This is a genomic window from Flavobacterium sp. 316, assembly GCF_000967805.1.
GTDB lineage: Bacteria > Bacteroidota > Bacteroidia > Flavobacteriales > Flavobacteriaceae > Flavobacterium > Flavobacterium sediminilitoris.
In genome coordinates, this window is the sequence record NZ_JYGZ01000005.1 from 49,143 (window position 1) to 65,579 (window position 16,437).

Here is a 16,437-nt window from a genome sequence, read left to right on the forward strand (position 1 = left end):
TTACCTAAATGTTCTTTTTTTTATTTGTTTGTCTTTTATAAAAACGGATGAAATTACTAACAAATATGAAAATTAAAAGAAATAAGAATGGTAATATCAATTTATTTTTACCACTCAATCCATCAGTATTTCTACTATTAATAGATATATTAATATCTTTAATAATTTTATCACTATTTACTAAATTGATCTTATTATAACCTTGCTCCTTTATTAATTCTTCTTTTGTTTTTATAATGTCATTTAACTGATTATTTTCATTGTAATATACTAATTTATCACTCTTTTGATTACTTGACGAAGTCTTTGCAAAATCATTTAGTAAATTATCAATTTGTATTACTGTTTCGTCATTTGCAACAATCTTAGATTTTAAATTTTCTATTGATTGATTTTGAATAACTTTAAAATAATCTGAATCATTTAAATATTTTAATATTGATGTTTTTATTTTATCACTTGTAATTATACTAGCTGTTTTTATTTTAATAACATGAAATGGATAGTTCTTACTCGTAACATCATCTTTAATGATTTTTTGTAAATCTCCATCCTCTGCCATTAATTTTATCAAACCAAAATTACTTTCTTTAGAATCTATAAATTGATAAACGTCAATAATTGGTTCTATTTCAATTTTTTTAAAATCATTTTTATCTATAAATCCCAACTTGTTTAAAAAAGATGTATCCTTCTCTTTTCTTTTAGATTCTAATAAATTAACTTTAGAGTATAAATAATCTGTACTTCCGAAATTAGGTAAAACAATAATTTCATGATCATATATTTTAGAGTCTTTATCTAAATAATAACCTAGTCCAGCACCTAAAATGAATAAAACAATTATTACTATTATATTTCTTTTTAAAAAAAGAATAAGATCAAAAATTTTATCCAAAATTAGTTGATAAAAATCTCCAATCTTCTTAAAAACTTGACCTAAATCAATCTCTTGATCTTGAGAATTTGTACTCATTAAAAATTATTTTACGTTAAATATTTGTTCTAATATTTTCATTGTAATTAAGTAAGTTGGTTTTACACCTGTTGTTCCTAATCCTCCTGAAGCTAATGTACTTCCTGTTTCTAATGGATTATCTGACGCATAATATGCATACCTTACTTTTACGTTTGGATTGATACTTTTTCTAATTTTTGAAGCCGATTGGATTGCTTTTTGATAATAAGCTCCTTCCATTTCTAATCCTATGGCTTCCCATGTTGATTCATGAAAAAATTTCAACAAATCTCTATTTTGAAGTGATGTTCCTAAAACTGTAATCATTGGTCCTGCAAAAACAGGAATTCCATTTCCATCAAACATCTCTTTTGTTAATTCATTATCAAAAGGATAATTATCTGCCGTTCCTTCATTTACATGAGCATTTGGAATCATAATATCTCCTTTTCCTCCTTGTAAAATGCCCGCTTTACCCATTATTGAAACAGATTCTACATTTAAAAGAATTTTATTTTTTTTATCTGATTTAAATGGTTTTAATAATTCATCAATAGTTTCAAAGGCTTGTTCTCCAAACGCATAATCCATAACGATGATTACTGGTTTTTCTTGTGTTAATTTAGCATTTGAAAAAACAGTTTTCTTAAAATCAATTTTAGCAGTATCAAAAATTTGAACATCAATATTTGTTCCTGAAGTATCTGGCAATGAAATCATACCTTGTCTAAAAGCATATTCTTCAACCTTTTTACGTAAGTCTTTATTGCTTGAGCTACTTAAATCTTCGAATATTTGATACTCTGCTAAATCCTTATATTTTTTTCCTAAAACAGGTTCTGCAAAAATTGAATTCATCACACTATGCATATTAGCACTTATAATATGTATAGGTCTAGTAATTAAATTATTATCTTGTAATACGTTTTTAATATTTGTAGCCCATATATCTCCATAAATATGGTGTCCTAATCTTTCTCTTAAAATTGGACTAAAAGTAATTGTTCTTTTATTATTATCTACAATTTCTTCAATGGCTAACTTTCCTAACCAATAAATTACGTGTAAAAATCGATCTGGAGCATCTGTTGTTGCAAAATCATCATATATTGCTTGAACTTCTGCAAATGTTCTTCCTAATACATTTGCAGCATGGGAAATTGCTTTTTCACGCTCTATTAAAGGTAATTTTTTAGTTATATTAACTACTTGTTCTAATTTTTGCCAATCTCTAGAAACTTTTCCTTCATCATCAATTAAAACACGATCTTTAATTTTATGCGATTCAATAAAAATGAATGTTAAATGCGTTAAAATATCATAAATATCTGAACGTCCTCGAGTAATTTCAACATTCATTTGTTCATCATCAATTCTATAACAATTACGTCTCCTTTTTGGAGGAACAATTGCTTTAAAATGTGAGTTTGAGTATCCTTCATCTGATGTTAAATTAATATAACGACATTCTTCTATTCCTATTGGAAGTCGTTCTATTACATATAACAATCCGTTAAGTTCTACTTTTTCTTCTGCAATACTTCCATAAATTTCTGGTCGAAGTGCTAAAAGTCCTTCTCTTAATGTTTCACCTGACACACCCATTGGTTTATAAAAACCTCTATTAAATAAATGTCTCATGGTAATGTACAGTCGTTCAATAGCTGCTGACGACTCTTGCGCTCTTGAGCGCGAAATGTTTTTAATGTCCTTCATTAATATTTTTGTTTATCTAACCTACAAAGGTATAATTTTTATTTTTTAATTGGTTAATGTAAGGTTAATTGCTGGTTCAAAAATTGTCATTTTCTCTGAAAAATTATCTTCATTTACACTTTTATGCCATTTTCCTCCATAAAAACTATATAAAAAATCTCTTTCAACATAATTATATAGCACTAATGGATAATACTTTTTTTGAATTTTTTGTTCTTTAGTATATGGGTCTATGATTGTTTTCTCAATTTTATTGTTTTCTATAATTAATTTTTCATACGCTACGAAAATTCCACTTTCTGGCATAATTAAATTGAATTTAGAAACATCGAACTTACTTGTCATTACTCCACTTTTAATAGAAACAATCAAATCTTTCTTTAAAAGTTTTTCTCCTGGAGAACCATCTTCATTCACACTATAAAAATGAATTTTTATAGTAGCTCCTTCAATCTTATTATCTGTTTGAATCGTTACTTTTTTTATAAACTTTGTTTTCTTATAAATATCTAAGTACGTAAAATATTTTGCTTCAATCTTTGGACCATTATCAAAGGTTTGTAAAATAGCATTCTTTGTTTTTCCTATTTCTATTTGTTTTGTTTCTTTCTTATTTAAAACAATGATTTCATCTAATTCAACTGTAGATGGTTTTAAAATTACTTCTTTAACTTTAGAAGCTTTTATGATTTTTCTTTCAAAACCTAATGATGAGAAAATAATATTTTTGCTTATATCTAATATATTTATTGAAAATGTTCCATCTTCTTCAGATGTTGTCCCTATGTTTTCATTTTCTACCCAAATATTTACAAAAGGAATAGGTTCTCCGGTAAGACTATCTTTTACAACTCCTCTTACCTGTGCTAAAAAAGAAATACTTATTAATAAAAATAATAAGGCTAATAGCTTTTTTTGTTTCATGTTATCTTTACATTTCTTTCAATTTATCTGCTATTTTTCTATTATCGCTTAATCTAGGTAGTTTGTTTTGTCCTCCTAATTTTCCGATAGATTTCATATAATCTTGGAATCCATTTTTCTTTACTTTTGAAATAACCAATGTTCTTAGAACTTTTCCAACTATTAAATCGTCATAATAAACATTTTGTTTTCTCATTGCATTATCTATTTGTAATGCAAATTCTTCTAAATTATTAGGTTCTTTTTCAAATTCAATAAACCATTCGTGATAGGGTAATCCTTCTTCTGGAGAAATTTGTGGTGCAACGGTAAATTCATTTATTTGAATATTTGTTCCTTGCATTGCTTCTTGAAGAGCACTTTCAACTTCTTTTCCTATAACATGTTCTCCAAAAGCAGAAATATAATGTTTAATACGCCCTGAAACGATTATTCTATAAGGCTTAAGACTTGTAAACTGAATTGTATCTCCAATATTATAAGCCCAAAGTCCGGCATTAGTAGAAATAATTAAAACATAATTTATACCTAGTTCTACTTCTCCTATTGTATATCGATTTGGTTTTTCAGTGTAAAATTCATCTGCTTTTATAAATTCATAAAATATACCTGAATTTAATAAAAGTAACATTCCTTTTTCTGTTTGTGTATCTTGATAAGCAAAAAAACCTTCTGAAGCAGGAAACAACTCAATTGAATCTACTTTTCTTCCAATTAAATTTTCAAATTTTGCTCTATATGGTTCATAATTAACGCCTCCATAAATAAACAAATTAAAGTTTTTAAAAATTTCTCCTATTGGTTTATTTGCCTTTTTTTGTAATTTTTCAAAATACATTTGTACCCAAGAAGGAATTCCTGAAATTACTGACATATTTTCATTAATTGTTTCTTTAACAATTGCGTCTACTTTTGTTTCCCAATCTTCAATACAATTAGTTTCCCAACTTGGCATTCTATTTTTTTGTAAATATTTAGGAACATAATGGGCTACAATACCTGATAATCTACCTAGGTTTATTCCATTTTTTTCTTCTAAAATAGGGCTTCCTTGTAAAAAAATCATTTTACCACTAACAAAATCAGCTTTGCCTGTTTCATTAATATAGCTTAAAATAGCATTTCGAGCTGCTTGAATATGAAAAGGCATTGATTCTTTTGTTAATGGAATATATTTTGCTCCTGAAGTTGTTCCTGAAGTTTTAGCAAAATAAAGTGGTTTTCCTTTCCAAAGTACATTTTCTTCCCCTTTTACTACTTTATCAATATATGGCTTTAACTGCTCATAATCTCTTACTGGAACTTGTTTTTTAAAATCTTCGAAATTTTTAATTTTATTAAACTGGTGATCTTTCCCAAACTGAGTTTCTTGTGCTAATGTTATTAACTCATGAAAGATTTTTTTTTGGGTTTCTATTGGATTATTAACCCATTTTTGAGTAGTGTAGTAAACTTGCCTTGCAAAAAGTTTTGCTGCAAAAGTTTTTATTGACATAATTTATTGAAAATTAATAAACTGAGTAGGATCTATAGGAAAGCCATCTTTCCATAATTCAAAATGAAGGCTTATACTTGAATCTTGATTTGAAGTATTACCTGCTAATGCTATTACTTCTCCTGATTTAACAGTATCTCCTTGTTTTTTAGTCACTGAAGCAACATTCTTATAAACAGATAAAATGCCTTCTTGATGTTCAACTATAATTACATATCCATGAGATGGTGTCCAATCTGAAAAAATTATCGTTCCTGTTCCTACTGTTTTTATAGGAGTGTTATTTGCTAAAGCAATCTTTACAGCTAAATGATTATTTTTTGCACTATATTTTTCAATTATAGTTCCTTGAGCTGGTGGAAATAAGATAAAATTTACTTTTGGTTTTGCGGTTTCAAAAACATTATACTTGTCTTCTTCTATAACTTTTTCCCTTAATTCTTTTTCTACTTCTGAAACGGCTAATCCTTTTTCATCTACAGCTTGTTTCTCAGTTATAATTAATGAATCTTTATTCAGCTTTGCATATTCTAAATCGCCCGCTAAAACTTTTTTTATTGAAGCTATATATGCATTATTTAATTCAAATGATTTTTCTAAAGAATCTGATTTTATAGCTAAATCAATTGCATTTTTCTTTAATTGTGTAGAAGCATAACCTGGAATATATTCTCTCAAAGGTGTAAATGCAATAATGTAAGTGGTTATTCCTATTAAAAAAATAGCAGACAAGGTAACAACTACAAAAACGTTCATCAAATTAAGCTTTAAAGAGAATGTTTCTTCAAATGTATCTTCATTGAGAATTACTAATCTTCTCTTATTGAATAGTTTTTTTAAAAGTAATTGTCTTTTTATTCTCTTTCTTGCCATTTTACCTTTAGTTATTGTCACAAATATACTAATTACAACGGCTTTTTTAAGTTATTCAATATAATTATTAGTTAAAAAATAAAGGTTTGTTAATTTCTTTTTATCTTTGCCGTATTAATTATTGAAATCATGAATGCATTAACTATATTTTTAGGTGTTATTGGTGGGCCACAAATAATATTAATTATTGTTGCTCTATTATTGCTTTTTGGTGGTAAAAAAATTCCTGAGCTAATGAAAGGACTTGGAAGCGGAATTAAAGAATTCAAAAACGCAGCAAAAGACGAAGATCAAAAAGTTTCTAAAAAAGAAGACGAAACTAAAGAATAAATTATATATCACAAACCCCTAATTTTACTTTATTAAAATAAAATTAGGGGTTTTTATTATTTTACAATATCATCGTCAATTGAATTCTTTTTCGGGCTTCATCAACCTCAACAACTTTTACTTGAACATGTTGGTGTAATTTTACTACTTCATTTACATCAGAAACAAAACCTTCTTTTAGTTGGGAAATATGGACTAATCCACTTTCTTTTATTCCTACATCTACAAAACATCCAAAAGCCGTAATATTATTTACAATTCCTGGTAAAATCATTCCTGTTTTTAAATCTTTTATAGTTCTAACATTTGGATCAAATTCAAATACTTTTGCAGATTTTCTTGGATCTAATCCTGGTTTTTCTAACTCTTTTAAAATATCTTTTAAACCTAAAATTCCTATTTCTTCTGTAATATACTTTTCAGGTTTTATTTGATTAATTTTTTCTTTATTTGCAATTAATTCGTTAGTTTTTATACCTAAATCTTTGGCCATTTTTTCAATAACTCCATAAGATTCAGGATGTACTGCTGAATTATCTAATGGATTTTTACCATCTCTAATTCTAATAAAAGCTGCTGCTTGCTGATATGCTTTTTCTCCAAGCCTTGGCACTTTTTTAAGTTGTTTTCTGTCTTCAAATGGACCATTTTCAGAACGATAAGCAACAATGTTTTCTGCCATTTTTTCTCCGATTCCAGAGACATAACTCAGTAACGATTTACTAGCTGTATTGATATTAATTCCAACGGAGTTTACACAACGAATTACAGTATTATCTAGTTCTTCTTTTAATTTAGTTTGGTCTACATCGTGCTGATATTGTCCTACTCCTATAGATTTAGCATCAATTTTTACTAATTCTGCTAAAGGATCTGAAAGTCTTCTTCCTATAGAAACAGCTCCACGAACTGTTACATCATAATTTGAAAATTCTTCACGTGCTATTTTACTTGCGGAATATACTGATGCTCCTGCTTCTGAAACTACAAAAACTTGTACTGGTTTGTCAAAAGCAATTTTTTTAATAAAAAATTCTGTTTCCCTAGATGCTGTTCCGTTTCCAATAGAAATAGCTTCAATTCCATAAGCATTTACCATAGAACGGATTTTTTTCATTGCCATAGCGCTCTCATTTTGTGGTGCATGAGGGTAAATAGTTTCATTATTTAATAAATCCCCTTTTTCATCTAAACAGACTACTTTACATCCTGTTCTATAACCTGGATCTATAGCTAAAATGCGTTTTTCTCCTAATGGTGGTGCTAATAAAAGTTGGCGTAAATTTTCTGAAAATACATCAATTGCTTTTATATCTGCTTTTGTTTTTGCTTCTTGTAATGTTTCATTTGAAATAGCTGGTTCTAATAATCTTTTATAACTATCTTTTATAGCTAATTCTAAATGATTTGATGCTTCGTTTTTATTTTTTATGATTGTTTCTTCAATAAAAGAAAGGGCTTCTTCTTTGTCTATTTCTATTTTAAATTTTATAAATCCTTCTGTTTCTGCTCTTAACATTGCTAATAAACGATGTGAAGGTACTTTTGAAATAGATTCTGACCAATCAAAATATTGTGAAAATTTTTGTGCACCTTCTTCATCTTTTTTTGTTTTTATAACTTTTGTCGTTATTTCTCCTTGTCGTTGAAATACACGTCTAAGATTTTTTCGAATGTAAATGTTTTCATTAATCCATTCTGCAATAATATCACGAGCTCCTTGTAAAGCTTCGTCTTCATTATTTACTTTATCATTTAAATATTTAGAAGCTATATAGTCTATATCATTTGCATTTTGCGCCATAATGATTTTTGCTAAAGGTTCTAGTCCATTTTCACGAGCTGTATCTGCTTTTGTTTTGCGTGTTTTTTTGTATGGTAAATAGAAATCTTCTAATTCTTGTAAATCAAAACTTACTTCAATTTTTTGTTTTAATTCCAAGGTTAATGCATTTTGTTCTTCTATTGATTTTAAAATGCTTTCTTTTCGTTTACAAATTTCATCATATTGTTTTTTAGCTTTAGAAATGTCTTCTATTTGAACCTCATCTAAATTTCCTGTTTTATCTTTTCTATATCGAGCTATAAAAGGAATTGTACAATCTTCTGATAACAATTGAAGTGTTGCTTCTATATTTTTTGTAGTTGTATCAACTTGTTTTTGTATAAATTGTATAATGTTCATTATTTATTTTTTAGTTATAAAGGATGTTCTTTATTGAAACGTAAAATTAAATTTATTTAGATAATTCTTTCTGTTAAGTAACGAAATTAATCACATTCCCATTTAAAATTAGCATTCTTTGAATGTCTATCTGGTCGAAATTCATAATGCCACCATTCGGAATAAATAAATTTAAAATTGTACTTAAGTAATGTTTCTTTTAATAACTTTCGATTTTGTAAAACTTCTTCGGTATGATTTATATAATCATGATGTGCTTCTTTGCCAAAAAAATCAAACTTGGTTCCCATATCTAATTCATTTCCTAATGAATCTACTAAAGTTAGGTCAACAGCAGCTCCTCTATTATGTTTAGATCCTTTTTTTGGATTAGCTACATAATTTGTTCTTGGAAGAATTTCCCACATTTTTTTTTGAATATCTAATGGTCTATAACAATCAAAAATTTTAATACGATATCCTTTTTTTATAAATTCTCTATTGGCTTTTATAAGTGCTAAAGCTGTATTTTTTAGTAAATAACAATCTGAACAATCATATACTTTTTGATGTAAAAAATTATCTGTTGTTGCATATTTCATGTCTAAAATAAAATCGGAACTATAATCTTTAATATTTACGAATGAAGTGTCATTTAAAGTATGTAAAAATGGAATAGTTTTTTCTTTTTTTATTTCAAATGATTTAAGAATAGTATCTTCTGATTTTTCTAATTCTAAGTTATTCTTGTTTTCTTTTATTTCTTTTTTACAAGCTATAATTAAAATAGAAAATAGTATAAATGTGATTTTTTTAAAATACAATTTTTGAATATTATATTTACTAATAATCTTCATATTTGAAATTTCGTTTCATAAAATTTAAAGCAACTTCTACTATTTCTCCCATTGAGCTAGCTTTTTTAAAATCCATATCTAATGTAAATTCATAAACTTCTTCTCTCAATTGGTTTACATGTTCGTTTGGTGCTAATTTTATTGATTTCATTGCTGTTAATAAATTATTTAACCTGGTTTCAGATTCTATTAATCTTTTAACTAAAATAGAGCGCTCTTCATTTTGATATTGCTCAATTGCATTTTGATTCAATTTTGTTTGTACAAGCTGATAAAACTTAAAATTTTCTTTAAAAAGATGTGGTTTATATAGTTTAAATCTTCCTTCATAACTTTGCTGATCAAAATCTATTGCTCTAATTTTAAATACTCTTTGATCAAAATCATAAATGGGAATAATTACAAAATTATAAGAACGCATATCTCCTAATAAGCCTATCATACATCGCTCATTAAATTTTACAAATTCTTTTGCTATTTGAGCTTTTTCATGCTCATTACATTCTTTTAAATTATGTTCAAGAAAAATATCGCCTGGAATTCCTACTATATGCTCTTCTATTAATGTATCTTCAAAAACTAAGAAATTAATTCTATTAGGTGATAAAATATGTTCTAATTCTAATCCGAAAATACGCGAAGCGTCGGCTTTTTTTATATAAAAATGAGTATAATTATCATTTAATATATTTCTAATTTTAACTCTAAAAGGTTGAGAGTTTCCGAAAGTACAAAAATCTATATAATCTACATTTAAAAATTGTATGTTACTTTCATCTCCATCTGAATGTAAAAGAGTATATATTTTTTTTAAACTATTGTCTATTTCAATTTTTTCAAATTCATTGTAAAAAACTCTAACCCATAATGTATCTTTATCATCTTTATCATTTACAACTATTGAACCTTGAAAACGTAATAAATCGTCGTAAAATACGTTTGTTCTAGTTACTCTTTTATATTTTTCTAAATAAGTATATAACTGGCTATTTATAGGATAATATTTCTTTTTAAATTGTGGTTTATTATCATTCATGATTTGATTTTCTTTAAAAAAAGAAACTTTTTTATTTTTATATTTTATACAATATAACCTTTAAAAATTTAAAAGTACTTTTCCTTGAACTTTATAATTATGTTACCTTATAAAAATAGGGTTGAATTATATACCTAGCAATTAACAAAAGAAAAAATATCCAAACAACTATTCCAATATTAAAATACTTCCAATATTTTTTATAAGATTTCTATCTTGATATATTAAAAAAGTAGAAGAAAATTTTATATGATATATAAAAAGAAATAAACTAGTTATAATTATTTTAAGTTTTAAATAATTAGAGAATTTAAAATTAACACAAATAATTTCCTGATTTAATTTTCTTTTATTTTTTTCTAAAATTATACTTGATTTAAACTCTTTATCTAAATTATCATTTTTTAACAATATAAGTAATTGATAGTCTGATAATTTTTCTACATTCATTTATTTACAAGCAATCTTATTTACTCTATTTGCATGTCTTCCACCTTCAAAAGCTGTTGATAAAAATACATCAACCATTTGAACTGCTTGTTCTATAGAAGTAAAACGAGCTGGAATACTTAAAATATTTGCATTATTATGCAAACGTGCTAATTCTGCAATTTCTTTTGTCCAACAAAGTGCTGCTCTTATATCTTGATGTTTATTAACTGTCATAGCAATTCCATTTCCAGAACCGCAAATTACAATTCCAAAATTTGCTTTTTTACTTTCAACATCATTTGCAACTGCATGACCAAAATCTGGATAATCTACACTATCAAAAGTATCTGTTCCATGATTAATAATTGTATATCCTTTTTCTTTTAAAAATGTAACGATTGCATTTTTATAATTTGGACCAGCATGATCGTTTCCTATTGATATAATCATAATGTAAGTGTTGTGTTGTTATTATTTTTACAAAAGTAAGGAATAATACTCAGCATGTTAAACTACTTTAATAATTCAAATAGAATATTACTTTATTTAATTAATTATCAAACACTTATAAGTTAATCAAATATTAAATTTATAGATTGTTAACAATGTTTTACAATCCATTGATAATCAGTTAACTTTAAATTAACATAACTTGTTAATAAGTAAAGACAAAAAAAGAGAAGTTTTTTTATAATGATACATGTTTTTTTATAAGCAAAAATTGAATTGGATAAAAGCTAATTAGTTTTGATTATTTATTCTAAACTTATTAATATATATCTATGAGTTATTAACAGAAACTAACAGGTTAAGTTATTTACAATTTTAATAGAAAAGTAATAATTAACAACTGTTAATAAGTAAAAAATAAAATTAAGTTTAAAGTTTAAAATCAAGCTTTTATAAGTTTAAATTAATGTTAATAGAATTGTATAAAAAACTTAAACTTAAAAAAAACACTATTTTTTAAAAACTTATAGTACATATTAACAAGCTATAATAACGATCATTTTTTTAAAATTTAATTAAATCTTTTTTTGTTGTATTTAATATATGTTGAAAACTTTGATTTTTAAAACTAAACAATTTTTAAATGATTGTCATTTTTTAGACTATCTAAAATTTCTTTAGTTCTTTTAATATCGTTTGGATGTACTTTAAGTTTTATTCCTCCATAAGCGATAGATGCAAAAGGATCTATTGAAACTAATGTTTCGTTTTCAAAAAAGTGTTGAATATCTTCCTGTTCTAGAAGATTTTTAACAATATAAGTTTCATGTTGGAAATTAAAAATAGCAACTGTTATATAATTTTTCATAGTAAAAGGTTTGTATAAAGATACTTAATGTTAGATTTATATTAAAACTTATAATTTTAAACTTGTAACTTATAACTATTTTGTAACTTTCAGCATTAATTGAAAAGATATAATGAATAAGAAACCAAGAAAAATGGGTAAAAAAAGTAAAGATTTTACCGCACAAATTTTTAAAATACTTTCAAAAGAGCCTTCAAAGTCTTTTAACTATAAACAAATTGCTGCTACTTTAGAATTAAAAGATACTAAAAGTAGAAATGAAATTATTAGAGATCTAAAAGTATTAAAGGCTCAAGATAAAATTCATGAAACTGAAATAGGTAAATATCAAGTAATTTCTAAAGCAGAATATTATGAAGGATATTTAGATATGAATTCTCGTAAATCAGGATATTTTGTATGTGATGAATTAGAAGAAGATGTTTATGTACCTAAACAAAATTTGAATCATGCTTTAGATAAAGATAAAGTAAAAGTTTATGTGTATAACAGAAGAAGTTCGCGTAAGCCAGAAGCTGAAGTATTAGAAATATTAGAAAGAGCAAAGACTGAATTTGTTGGAGTTATCGATATTCAAAAGAATTTTGCATTTGTAACCACTACAAATGCTAAAATGTACACTGATATTTTTATACCAAAAAATAAATTAGGAGAAGCTCAAAATGGAGATGTAGTATTAGTAGAAATGGAAGATTGGCCTAAAAAAGCCGATTCTCCTTTTGGAAAAGTAATAAAAGTACTTGGAAAACCAGGAGAACATAATACTGAAATTCATGCTATTTTAGCCGAATATGGTTTACCTTATGATTTTCCTATCGAAGTAGAAGCTTATGCTAATAAAATTGATACGTCAATAACAACTGAAGAGATAGCAAAACGAAGAGACATGAGAAATGTTTTAACGTTTACTATTGATCCTAAAGATGCTAAAGATTTTGATGATGCCTTATCGTTTCAAGTTTTAGATAATGGGAATTATGAAATAGGTGTTCATATTGCCGATGTGTCACATTATTTACAAGAAGGAACTATTTTAGATGAAGAAGCATATAATAGAGCAACTTCTGTTTACCTTGTAGATAGAGTAGTTCCTATGCTTCCTGAGGTACTTTCTAATTTTGCTTGTTCACTACGTCCACATGAAGAAAAATATACTTTCTCAGCCGTTTTTCAGTTAAATAATAAAGCGGAAGTTATAGATTCATGGTTTGGAAGAACTGTTATTTATTCTGATCAACGTTTTTCTTATGAAGAAGCGCAAAGTATTATTGAAAGTAAATCAGATATTATTCCAGCCGAAATTTCATTAACAGGAAAAGAATATAAAGTTCCTCAACCAATTGTAGAAGCAACATTAAAACAAGATGAATTAGCTAAAATTCTTCGTAGAAAAAGAATGTCTAATGGTGCAATATCTTTTGATAAAGTAGAAGTTAAATTTCATTTAAATCAAGAAGCTGAGCCAACAGGTGTTTACTTTAAGGTTGCTAAAGATGCTAATCATCTTATTGAAGAATTTATGTTATTAGCTAATAGAAAAGTAGCAGAATTCATTGGAAAACAGAAAAAAACATTTGTATATCGTATTCATGATGAACCTAATGAAGATAAATTAATGAATCTTCAAGCTGTAATTTCTAAGTTTGGATATTCTATTAATTTTAAATCTAAAAAAGATATTTCAAGTTCTCTAAATAGTTTATTAACAGAAGTTCAAGGTAAAAAAGAACAAAATTTAGTTGATACTTTAGCAATTAGAACTATGAGTAAAGCAGTTTACTCTACTGAAAATATAGGACATTATGGTTTAGCTTTTGATTATTATAGTCATTTTACTTCTCCAATTCGTCGTTATCCAGATGTTATGGCACACCGTTTGCTACAACATTATTTAGATGGTGGGAAAAGTGTTAGTGAAGAAGATTATGAAGCAAAATGTCATCATTCATCTGATATGGAAAATTTAGCAGCTCAGGCAGAGAGAGATTCTATTAAATATATGCAAGTTAAATACATGCAGGATCATAAAGATGAAGAATTTTTAGGAGTAATTTCTGGTGTAACTGAATGGGGAATTTATGTTGAAATTATTGAAAATAAATGTGAAGGAATGTGCCGTATTCGTGAAATAAAAGACGATTATTATACATTTGATGACAAACAATATGCATTAGTAGGTGAAGTTTCTAAAAATATTTTACAATTAGGAGATGAAGTTTACGTTAAAGTAAAAAATGCAGATTTAGTTAAAAAACAATTGGATTTTTGGTACATAAGAAAAAATGAATAAATAGATTTTTTTATTTAAGAGATGTACTAAATATATTCAATAAATAAAATAGTTTAATATGAAAAAAATAGTTTTTAGTTTATTATTAATCAGTTCAGTAGCATTTTCTCAAGTTGAAAAAACTGTTGGTGAATTTTCAAAAGTAACCGCTTTTGATAAAATTGATGTTATCTTAGTTAAAGGAGATAAAAATAAAGTAGTTTTAAAAGGAGATAAAACAAGTGATGTAGAACTTGTTAATAAAAATGGCGAATTAAAAATTAGAATGAGTTTTGGTAATTTACTAAAAGGAGATAATATTTCTGCAACAGTTTATTATACAAAATTAGAAGCAGTTGAAGCTAATGAAGGATCTAGAGTAGCTTCAAATGAAATTTTTGAAGGAATAAATTTTAATATTATTGCTAAAGAAGGTTCAGAAGTAAAATTAAAACTAGATATAGACAGATTAGTTGCAAAAGCATCTCAAGGAAGTATTTTAGAATTAACAGGAAATGCTGAATATTCAGATGTTTTAGTTAATTCTGGAGGAAAATTTGAAGCAAAAAATTTAATTACGAAACAAACTATAATTACAGCAAATGCTGGTGGTGAAGCCGATATTAATGCTACTGATTTTGTAGAAGCAAAAGTAAGAGCTGGTGGAACTATTTTAATTTATGGTAAACCAAGACAAATAGATCAAAAAATAGTTGCAGGAGGTTCTATAGAACAAGCGAAGTAGTTTTTTTTTATTAACTTCGTATTCCTAATACTTTAATTTTCGACATATTTTATGTGGCATGATATATTAACAGCAATTCCTTGGGGATTGCTTTTAGCTTTTTCAATAGGTCCTGGTTTTTTCGTATTACTAGAAACTAGTATAACAAAAGGTTTTCGCGCTGCATTTACCTTAGATTTAGGTATAGTTTTTGCCGATATTATTTTTATACTTATAGCTTATTTAAGTACTAATCAATTACTTGAACAATTAAAAGATAATCCTTTTTTATTTATTATTGGAGGATTTATTATGTTAGCTTATGGAGTAATATCTTTTATTTTATTAAAAAGAAATTTTAAAAAGAAACAAGAAATAATAGATGACGAAGATAATATTCAAAAGAATAATTATTTTGCACTTTTCTTTAAAGGATTTCTTTTAAATTTTATAAATATAGGAGTATTAGGTTTTTGGTTAATGATAATTATTACTTATGGACCTCAAATGGAAATGAATACAAGTAGAATATCTTTATTTTTTACCGCTATTTTATTTTTTTATCTCCTATTTGATACTGCAAAAATTTTATTAGCTAAGCAGTTAAAACATAAATTAACACCACAGAATATTTATAAAATTAAAAGGGTTATAAGTATGGTAATTTTAATTTTTGGATTGTTTTTTATGTTACAAGGTTTCTTTCCAAAAGAAAAAGAAAAAATTAAAGAGGTTATAGAAAAATTTAAAAAATAAAAAAGAGCTACTTTTCAGTAGCTCTTTTTTTGAGGCATCGTCCGGATTCGAACCGGAGTAGACGGTTTTGCAGACCGGTGCCTAGCCGCTCGGCCACGACGCCCTACAATTGGATTGCAAATATAGAAAATTATTTTAAAAAATCTAAAACTAAGTTACTTTTTATAACTCTATTTTTTAATTTCTATATTCTTCCATTTCTACTGTTACGGATGCTACATCACCACCAATTGGCGGATTTAATTTAGAAACAGCTATTTTTATTCTTGATATTTGTGGTAATTCTTTAAAAATTCTAACAATTATTCTATGTGTAACATGCTCTAATAATTTAGCCCTAATTGCCATTTCTTCAAACACAATTTTATTAAGATGCACATAATCAACAGTATCAGCTAAATCATCTGTTTTTGCAGATTTACGTAAATCTGTTTTTATTTCTAAATCTACACTATAATCACTACCTATTTTACCTTCTTCAATTAAACATCCATGGTAAGAAAACGTACGTATATTATTTAATTTTATTGTTCCCATTTTTAAATATTACAACCAATTTGAAAATTTTATAATTGATTAATTAAA

The 16,437-nt window shown here is 26.2% G+C and carries 15 protein-coding genes and 1 tRNA gene; 4 read left to right on the plus strand and 12 right to left on the minus strand.

Translation table 11 applies throughout. The annotated features are described in order from the left end of the window. Positions 1-4: 4 nt before the first annotated feature. The 5 genes from SY27_RS11365 to SY27_RS11385 are packed head-to-tail and all read right to left on the minus strand — an operon-like array spanning position 5 to position 5,966. On the minus strand, positions 5-976 hold the full coding sequence (locus SY27_RS11365) for a hypothetical protein (RefSeq protein ID WP_045970378.1): 972 nt from the start codon (positions 974-976) through the stop codon (positions 5-7). A 6-nt stretch (positions 977-982) separates the two neighbouring features. After that, positions 983-2,674, minus strand: a complete 1,692-nt coding sequence (locus SY27_RS11370; RefSeq protein ID WP_045970380.1) for a hypothetical protein — start codon at positions 2,672-2,674, stop codon at positions 983-985. Positions 2,675-2,719: 45 nt separating this feature from the next. Next, the gene (locus SY27_RS11375) at positions 2,720-3,598 is read right to left on the minus strand and encodes a carboxypeptidase-like regulatory domain-containing protein (protein WP_045970382.1); all 879 of its coding nucleotides are present in this window, start codon (positions 3,596-3,598) and stop codon (positions 2,720-2,722) included. A gap of 7 nt (positions 3,599-3,605) precedes the next feature. Further along, positions 3,606-5,093, minus strand: a complete 1,488-nt coding sequence (locus tag SY27_RS11380; RefSeq protein WP_045970384.1) for a GH3 auxin-responsive promoter family protein — start codon at positions 5,091-5,093, stop codon at positions 3,606-3,608. A gap of 3 nt (positions 5,094-5,096) precedes the next feature. Then, positions 5,097-5,966 (minus strand): murein hydrolase activator EnvC, encoded by an 870-nt coding sequence (locus tag SY27_RS11385; protein ID WP_045970386.1) that lies wholly within the window; start codon positions 5,964-5,966, stop codon positions 5,097-5,099. Between the two features lie 129 nt (positions 5,967-6,095). Here SY27_RS11385 and tatA point away from each other — a divergent pair, with 129 nt between their 5' ends. Beyond that, on the plus strand, positions 6,096-6,296 hold the full coding sequence (gene tatA / locus SY27_RS11390; RefSeq protein ID WP_045970388.1) for a twin-arginine translocase TatA/TatE family subunit: 201 nt from the start codon (positions 6,096-6,098) through the stop codon (positions 6,294-6,296). Positions 6,297-6,357: 61 nt separating this feature from the next. Here the strand turns inward: tatA and SY27_RS11395 are convergent, their stop codons facing one another. The 5 genes from SY27_RS11395 to SY27_RS11420 all read right to left on the minus strand — a co-directional run bounded on the left by SY27_RS11395 (position 6,358) and on the right by SY27_RS11420 (position 12,103). After that, the gene (locus SY27_RS11395; protein ID WP_045970390.1) at positions 6,358-8,481 is read right to left on the minus strand and encodes a Tex family protein; all 2,124 of its coding nucleotides are present in this window, start codon (positions 8,479-8,481) and stop codon (positions 6,358-6,360) included. Between the two features lie 86 nt (positions 8,482-8,567). Then, entirely contained in the window at positions 8,568-9,317 is a 750-nt protein-coding gene (locus tag SY27_RS11400) for a M15 family metallopeptidase (RefSeq protein ID WP_082084352.1), read from the minus strand. Continuing rightward, positions 9,304-10,353, minus strand: coding sequence for a hypothetical protein (locus tag SY27_RS11405; protein ID WP_045970392.1), 1,050 nt, complete (start codon positions 10,351-10,353; stop codon positions 9,304-9,306). Before SY27_RS11405 ends, SY27_RS11400 begins: the two co-directional genes overlap by 14 nt. 450 nt (positions 10,354-10,803) lie before the next feature. Further along, entirely contained in the window at positions 10,804-11,235 is a 432-nt protein-coding gene (gene rpiB, locus SY27_RS11415; protein WP_045970396.1) for a ribose 5-phosphate isomerase B, read from the minus strand. Between the two features lie 628 nt (positions 11,236-11,863). Beyond that, a complete protein-coding gene (locus SY27_RS11420) occupies positions 11,864-12,103 on the minus strand; it encodes a hypothetical protein (RefSeq protein ID WP_045970398.1) in 240 nt (79 codons plus the stop codon). Positions 12,104-12,215: 112 nt separating this feature from the next. Between SY27_RS11420 and rnr the strand changes: the two genes are divergently transcribed. The 3 genes from rnr to SY27_RS11435 are packed head-to-tail and all read left to right on the plus strand — an operon-like array spanning position 12,216 to position 15,852. Beyond that, a complete protein-coding gene (gene rnr / locus SY27_RS11425; protein ID WP_045970400.1) occupies positions 12,216-14,393 on the plus strand; it encodes a ribonuclease R in 2,178 nt (725 codons plus the stop codon). 58 nt (positions 14,394-14,451) lie between these two features. Continuing rightward, complete coding sequence (locus SY27_RS11430) at positions 14,452-15,117, plus strand: head GIN domain-containing protein (protein WP_045970402.1); 666 nt, start codon at positions 14,452-14,454, stop codon at positions 15,115-15,117. 51 nt (positions 15,118-15,168) lie between these two features. After that, positions 15,169-15,852, plus strand: coding sequence for a LysE family translocator (locus SY27_RS11435; RefSeq protein ID WP_045970404.1), 684 nt, complete (start codon positions 15,169-15,171; stop codon positions 15,850-15,852). A gap of 32 nt (positions 15,853-15,884) precedes the next feature. Here the strand turns inward: SY27_RS11435 and SY27_RS11440 are convergent. Both SY27_RS11440 and folB read right to left on the minus strand, forming a co-directional pair. After that, positions 15,885-15,955: transfer RNA gene (locus tag SY27_RS11440), tRNA-Cys, on the minus strand. 74 nt (positions 15,956-16,029) lie between these two features. Continuing rightward, the gene (gene folB / locus SY27_RS11445) at positions 16,030-16,389 is read right to left on the minus strand and encodes a dihydroneopterin aldolase (protein WP_045970406.1); all 360 of its coding nucleotides are present in this window, start codon (positions 16,387-16,389) and stop codon (positions 16,030-16,032) included. Positions 16,390-16,437 lie beyond the last annotated feature (48 nt).

Coding starts and splice junctions, on each gene's coding strand:
- SY27_RS11380 (WP_045970384.1), bottom strand. CDS start 5,093: ATGTCAATAAAAACTTTTGCAGCAAAACTTTTTGCAAGGCAAGTTTAC.
- SY27_RS11370 (WP_045970380.1), bottom strand. CDS start 2,674: ATGAAGGACATTAAAAACATTTCGCGCTCAAGAGCGCAAGAGTCGTCA.
- folB (WP_045970406.1), bottom strand. CDS start 16,389: ATGGGAACAATAAAATTAAATAATATACGTACGTTTTCTTACCATGGA.
- SY27_RS11430 (WP_045970402.1), top strand. CDS start 14,452: ATGAAAAAAATAGTTTTTAGTTTATTATTAATCAGTTCAGTAGCATTT.
- SY27_RS11365 (WP_045970378.1), bottom strand. CDS start 976: ATGAGTACAAATTCTCAAGATCAAGAGATTGATTTAGGTCAAGTTTTT.
- SY27_RS11405 (WP_045970392.1), bottom strand. CDS start 10,353: ATGAATGATAATAAACCACAATTTAAAAAGAAATATTATCCTATAAAT.
- SY27_RS11375 (WP_045970382.1), bottom strand. CDS start 3,598: ATGAAACAAAAAAAGCTATTAGCCTTATTATTTTTATTAATAAGTATT.
- rnr (WP_045970400.1), top strand. CDS start 12,216: ATGAATAAGAAACCAAGAAAAATGGGTAAAAAAAGTAAAGATTTTACC.
- SY27_RS11420 (WP_045970398.1), bottom strand. CDS start 12,103: ATGAAAAATTATATAACAGTTGCTATTTTTAATTTCCAACATGAAACT.
- SY27_RS11385 (WP_045970386.1), bottom strand. CDS start 5,966: ATGGCAAGAAAGAGAATAAAAAGACAATTACTTTTAAAAAAACTATTC.
- SY27_RS11400 (WP_082084352.1), bottom strand. CDS start 9,317: ATGAAGATTATTAGTAAATATAATATTCAAAAATTGTATTTTAAAAAA.
- tatA (WP_045970388.1), top strand. CDS start 6,096: ATGAATGCATTAACTATATTTTTAGGTGTTATTGGTGGGCCACAAATA.
- SY27_RS11395 (WP_045970390.1), bottom strand. CDS start 8,481: ATGAACATTATACAATTTATACAAAAACAAGTTGATACAACTACAAAA.
- rpiB (WP_045970396.1), bottom strand. CDS start 11,235: ATGATTATATCAATAGGAAACGATCATGCTGGTCCAAATTATAAAAAT.
- SY27_RS11435 (WP_045970404.1), top strand. CDS start 15,169: ATGTGGCATGATATATTAACAGCAATTCCTTGGGGATTGCTTTTAGCT.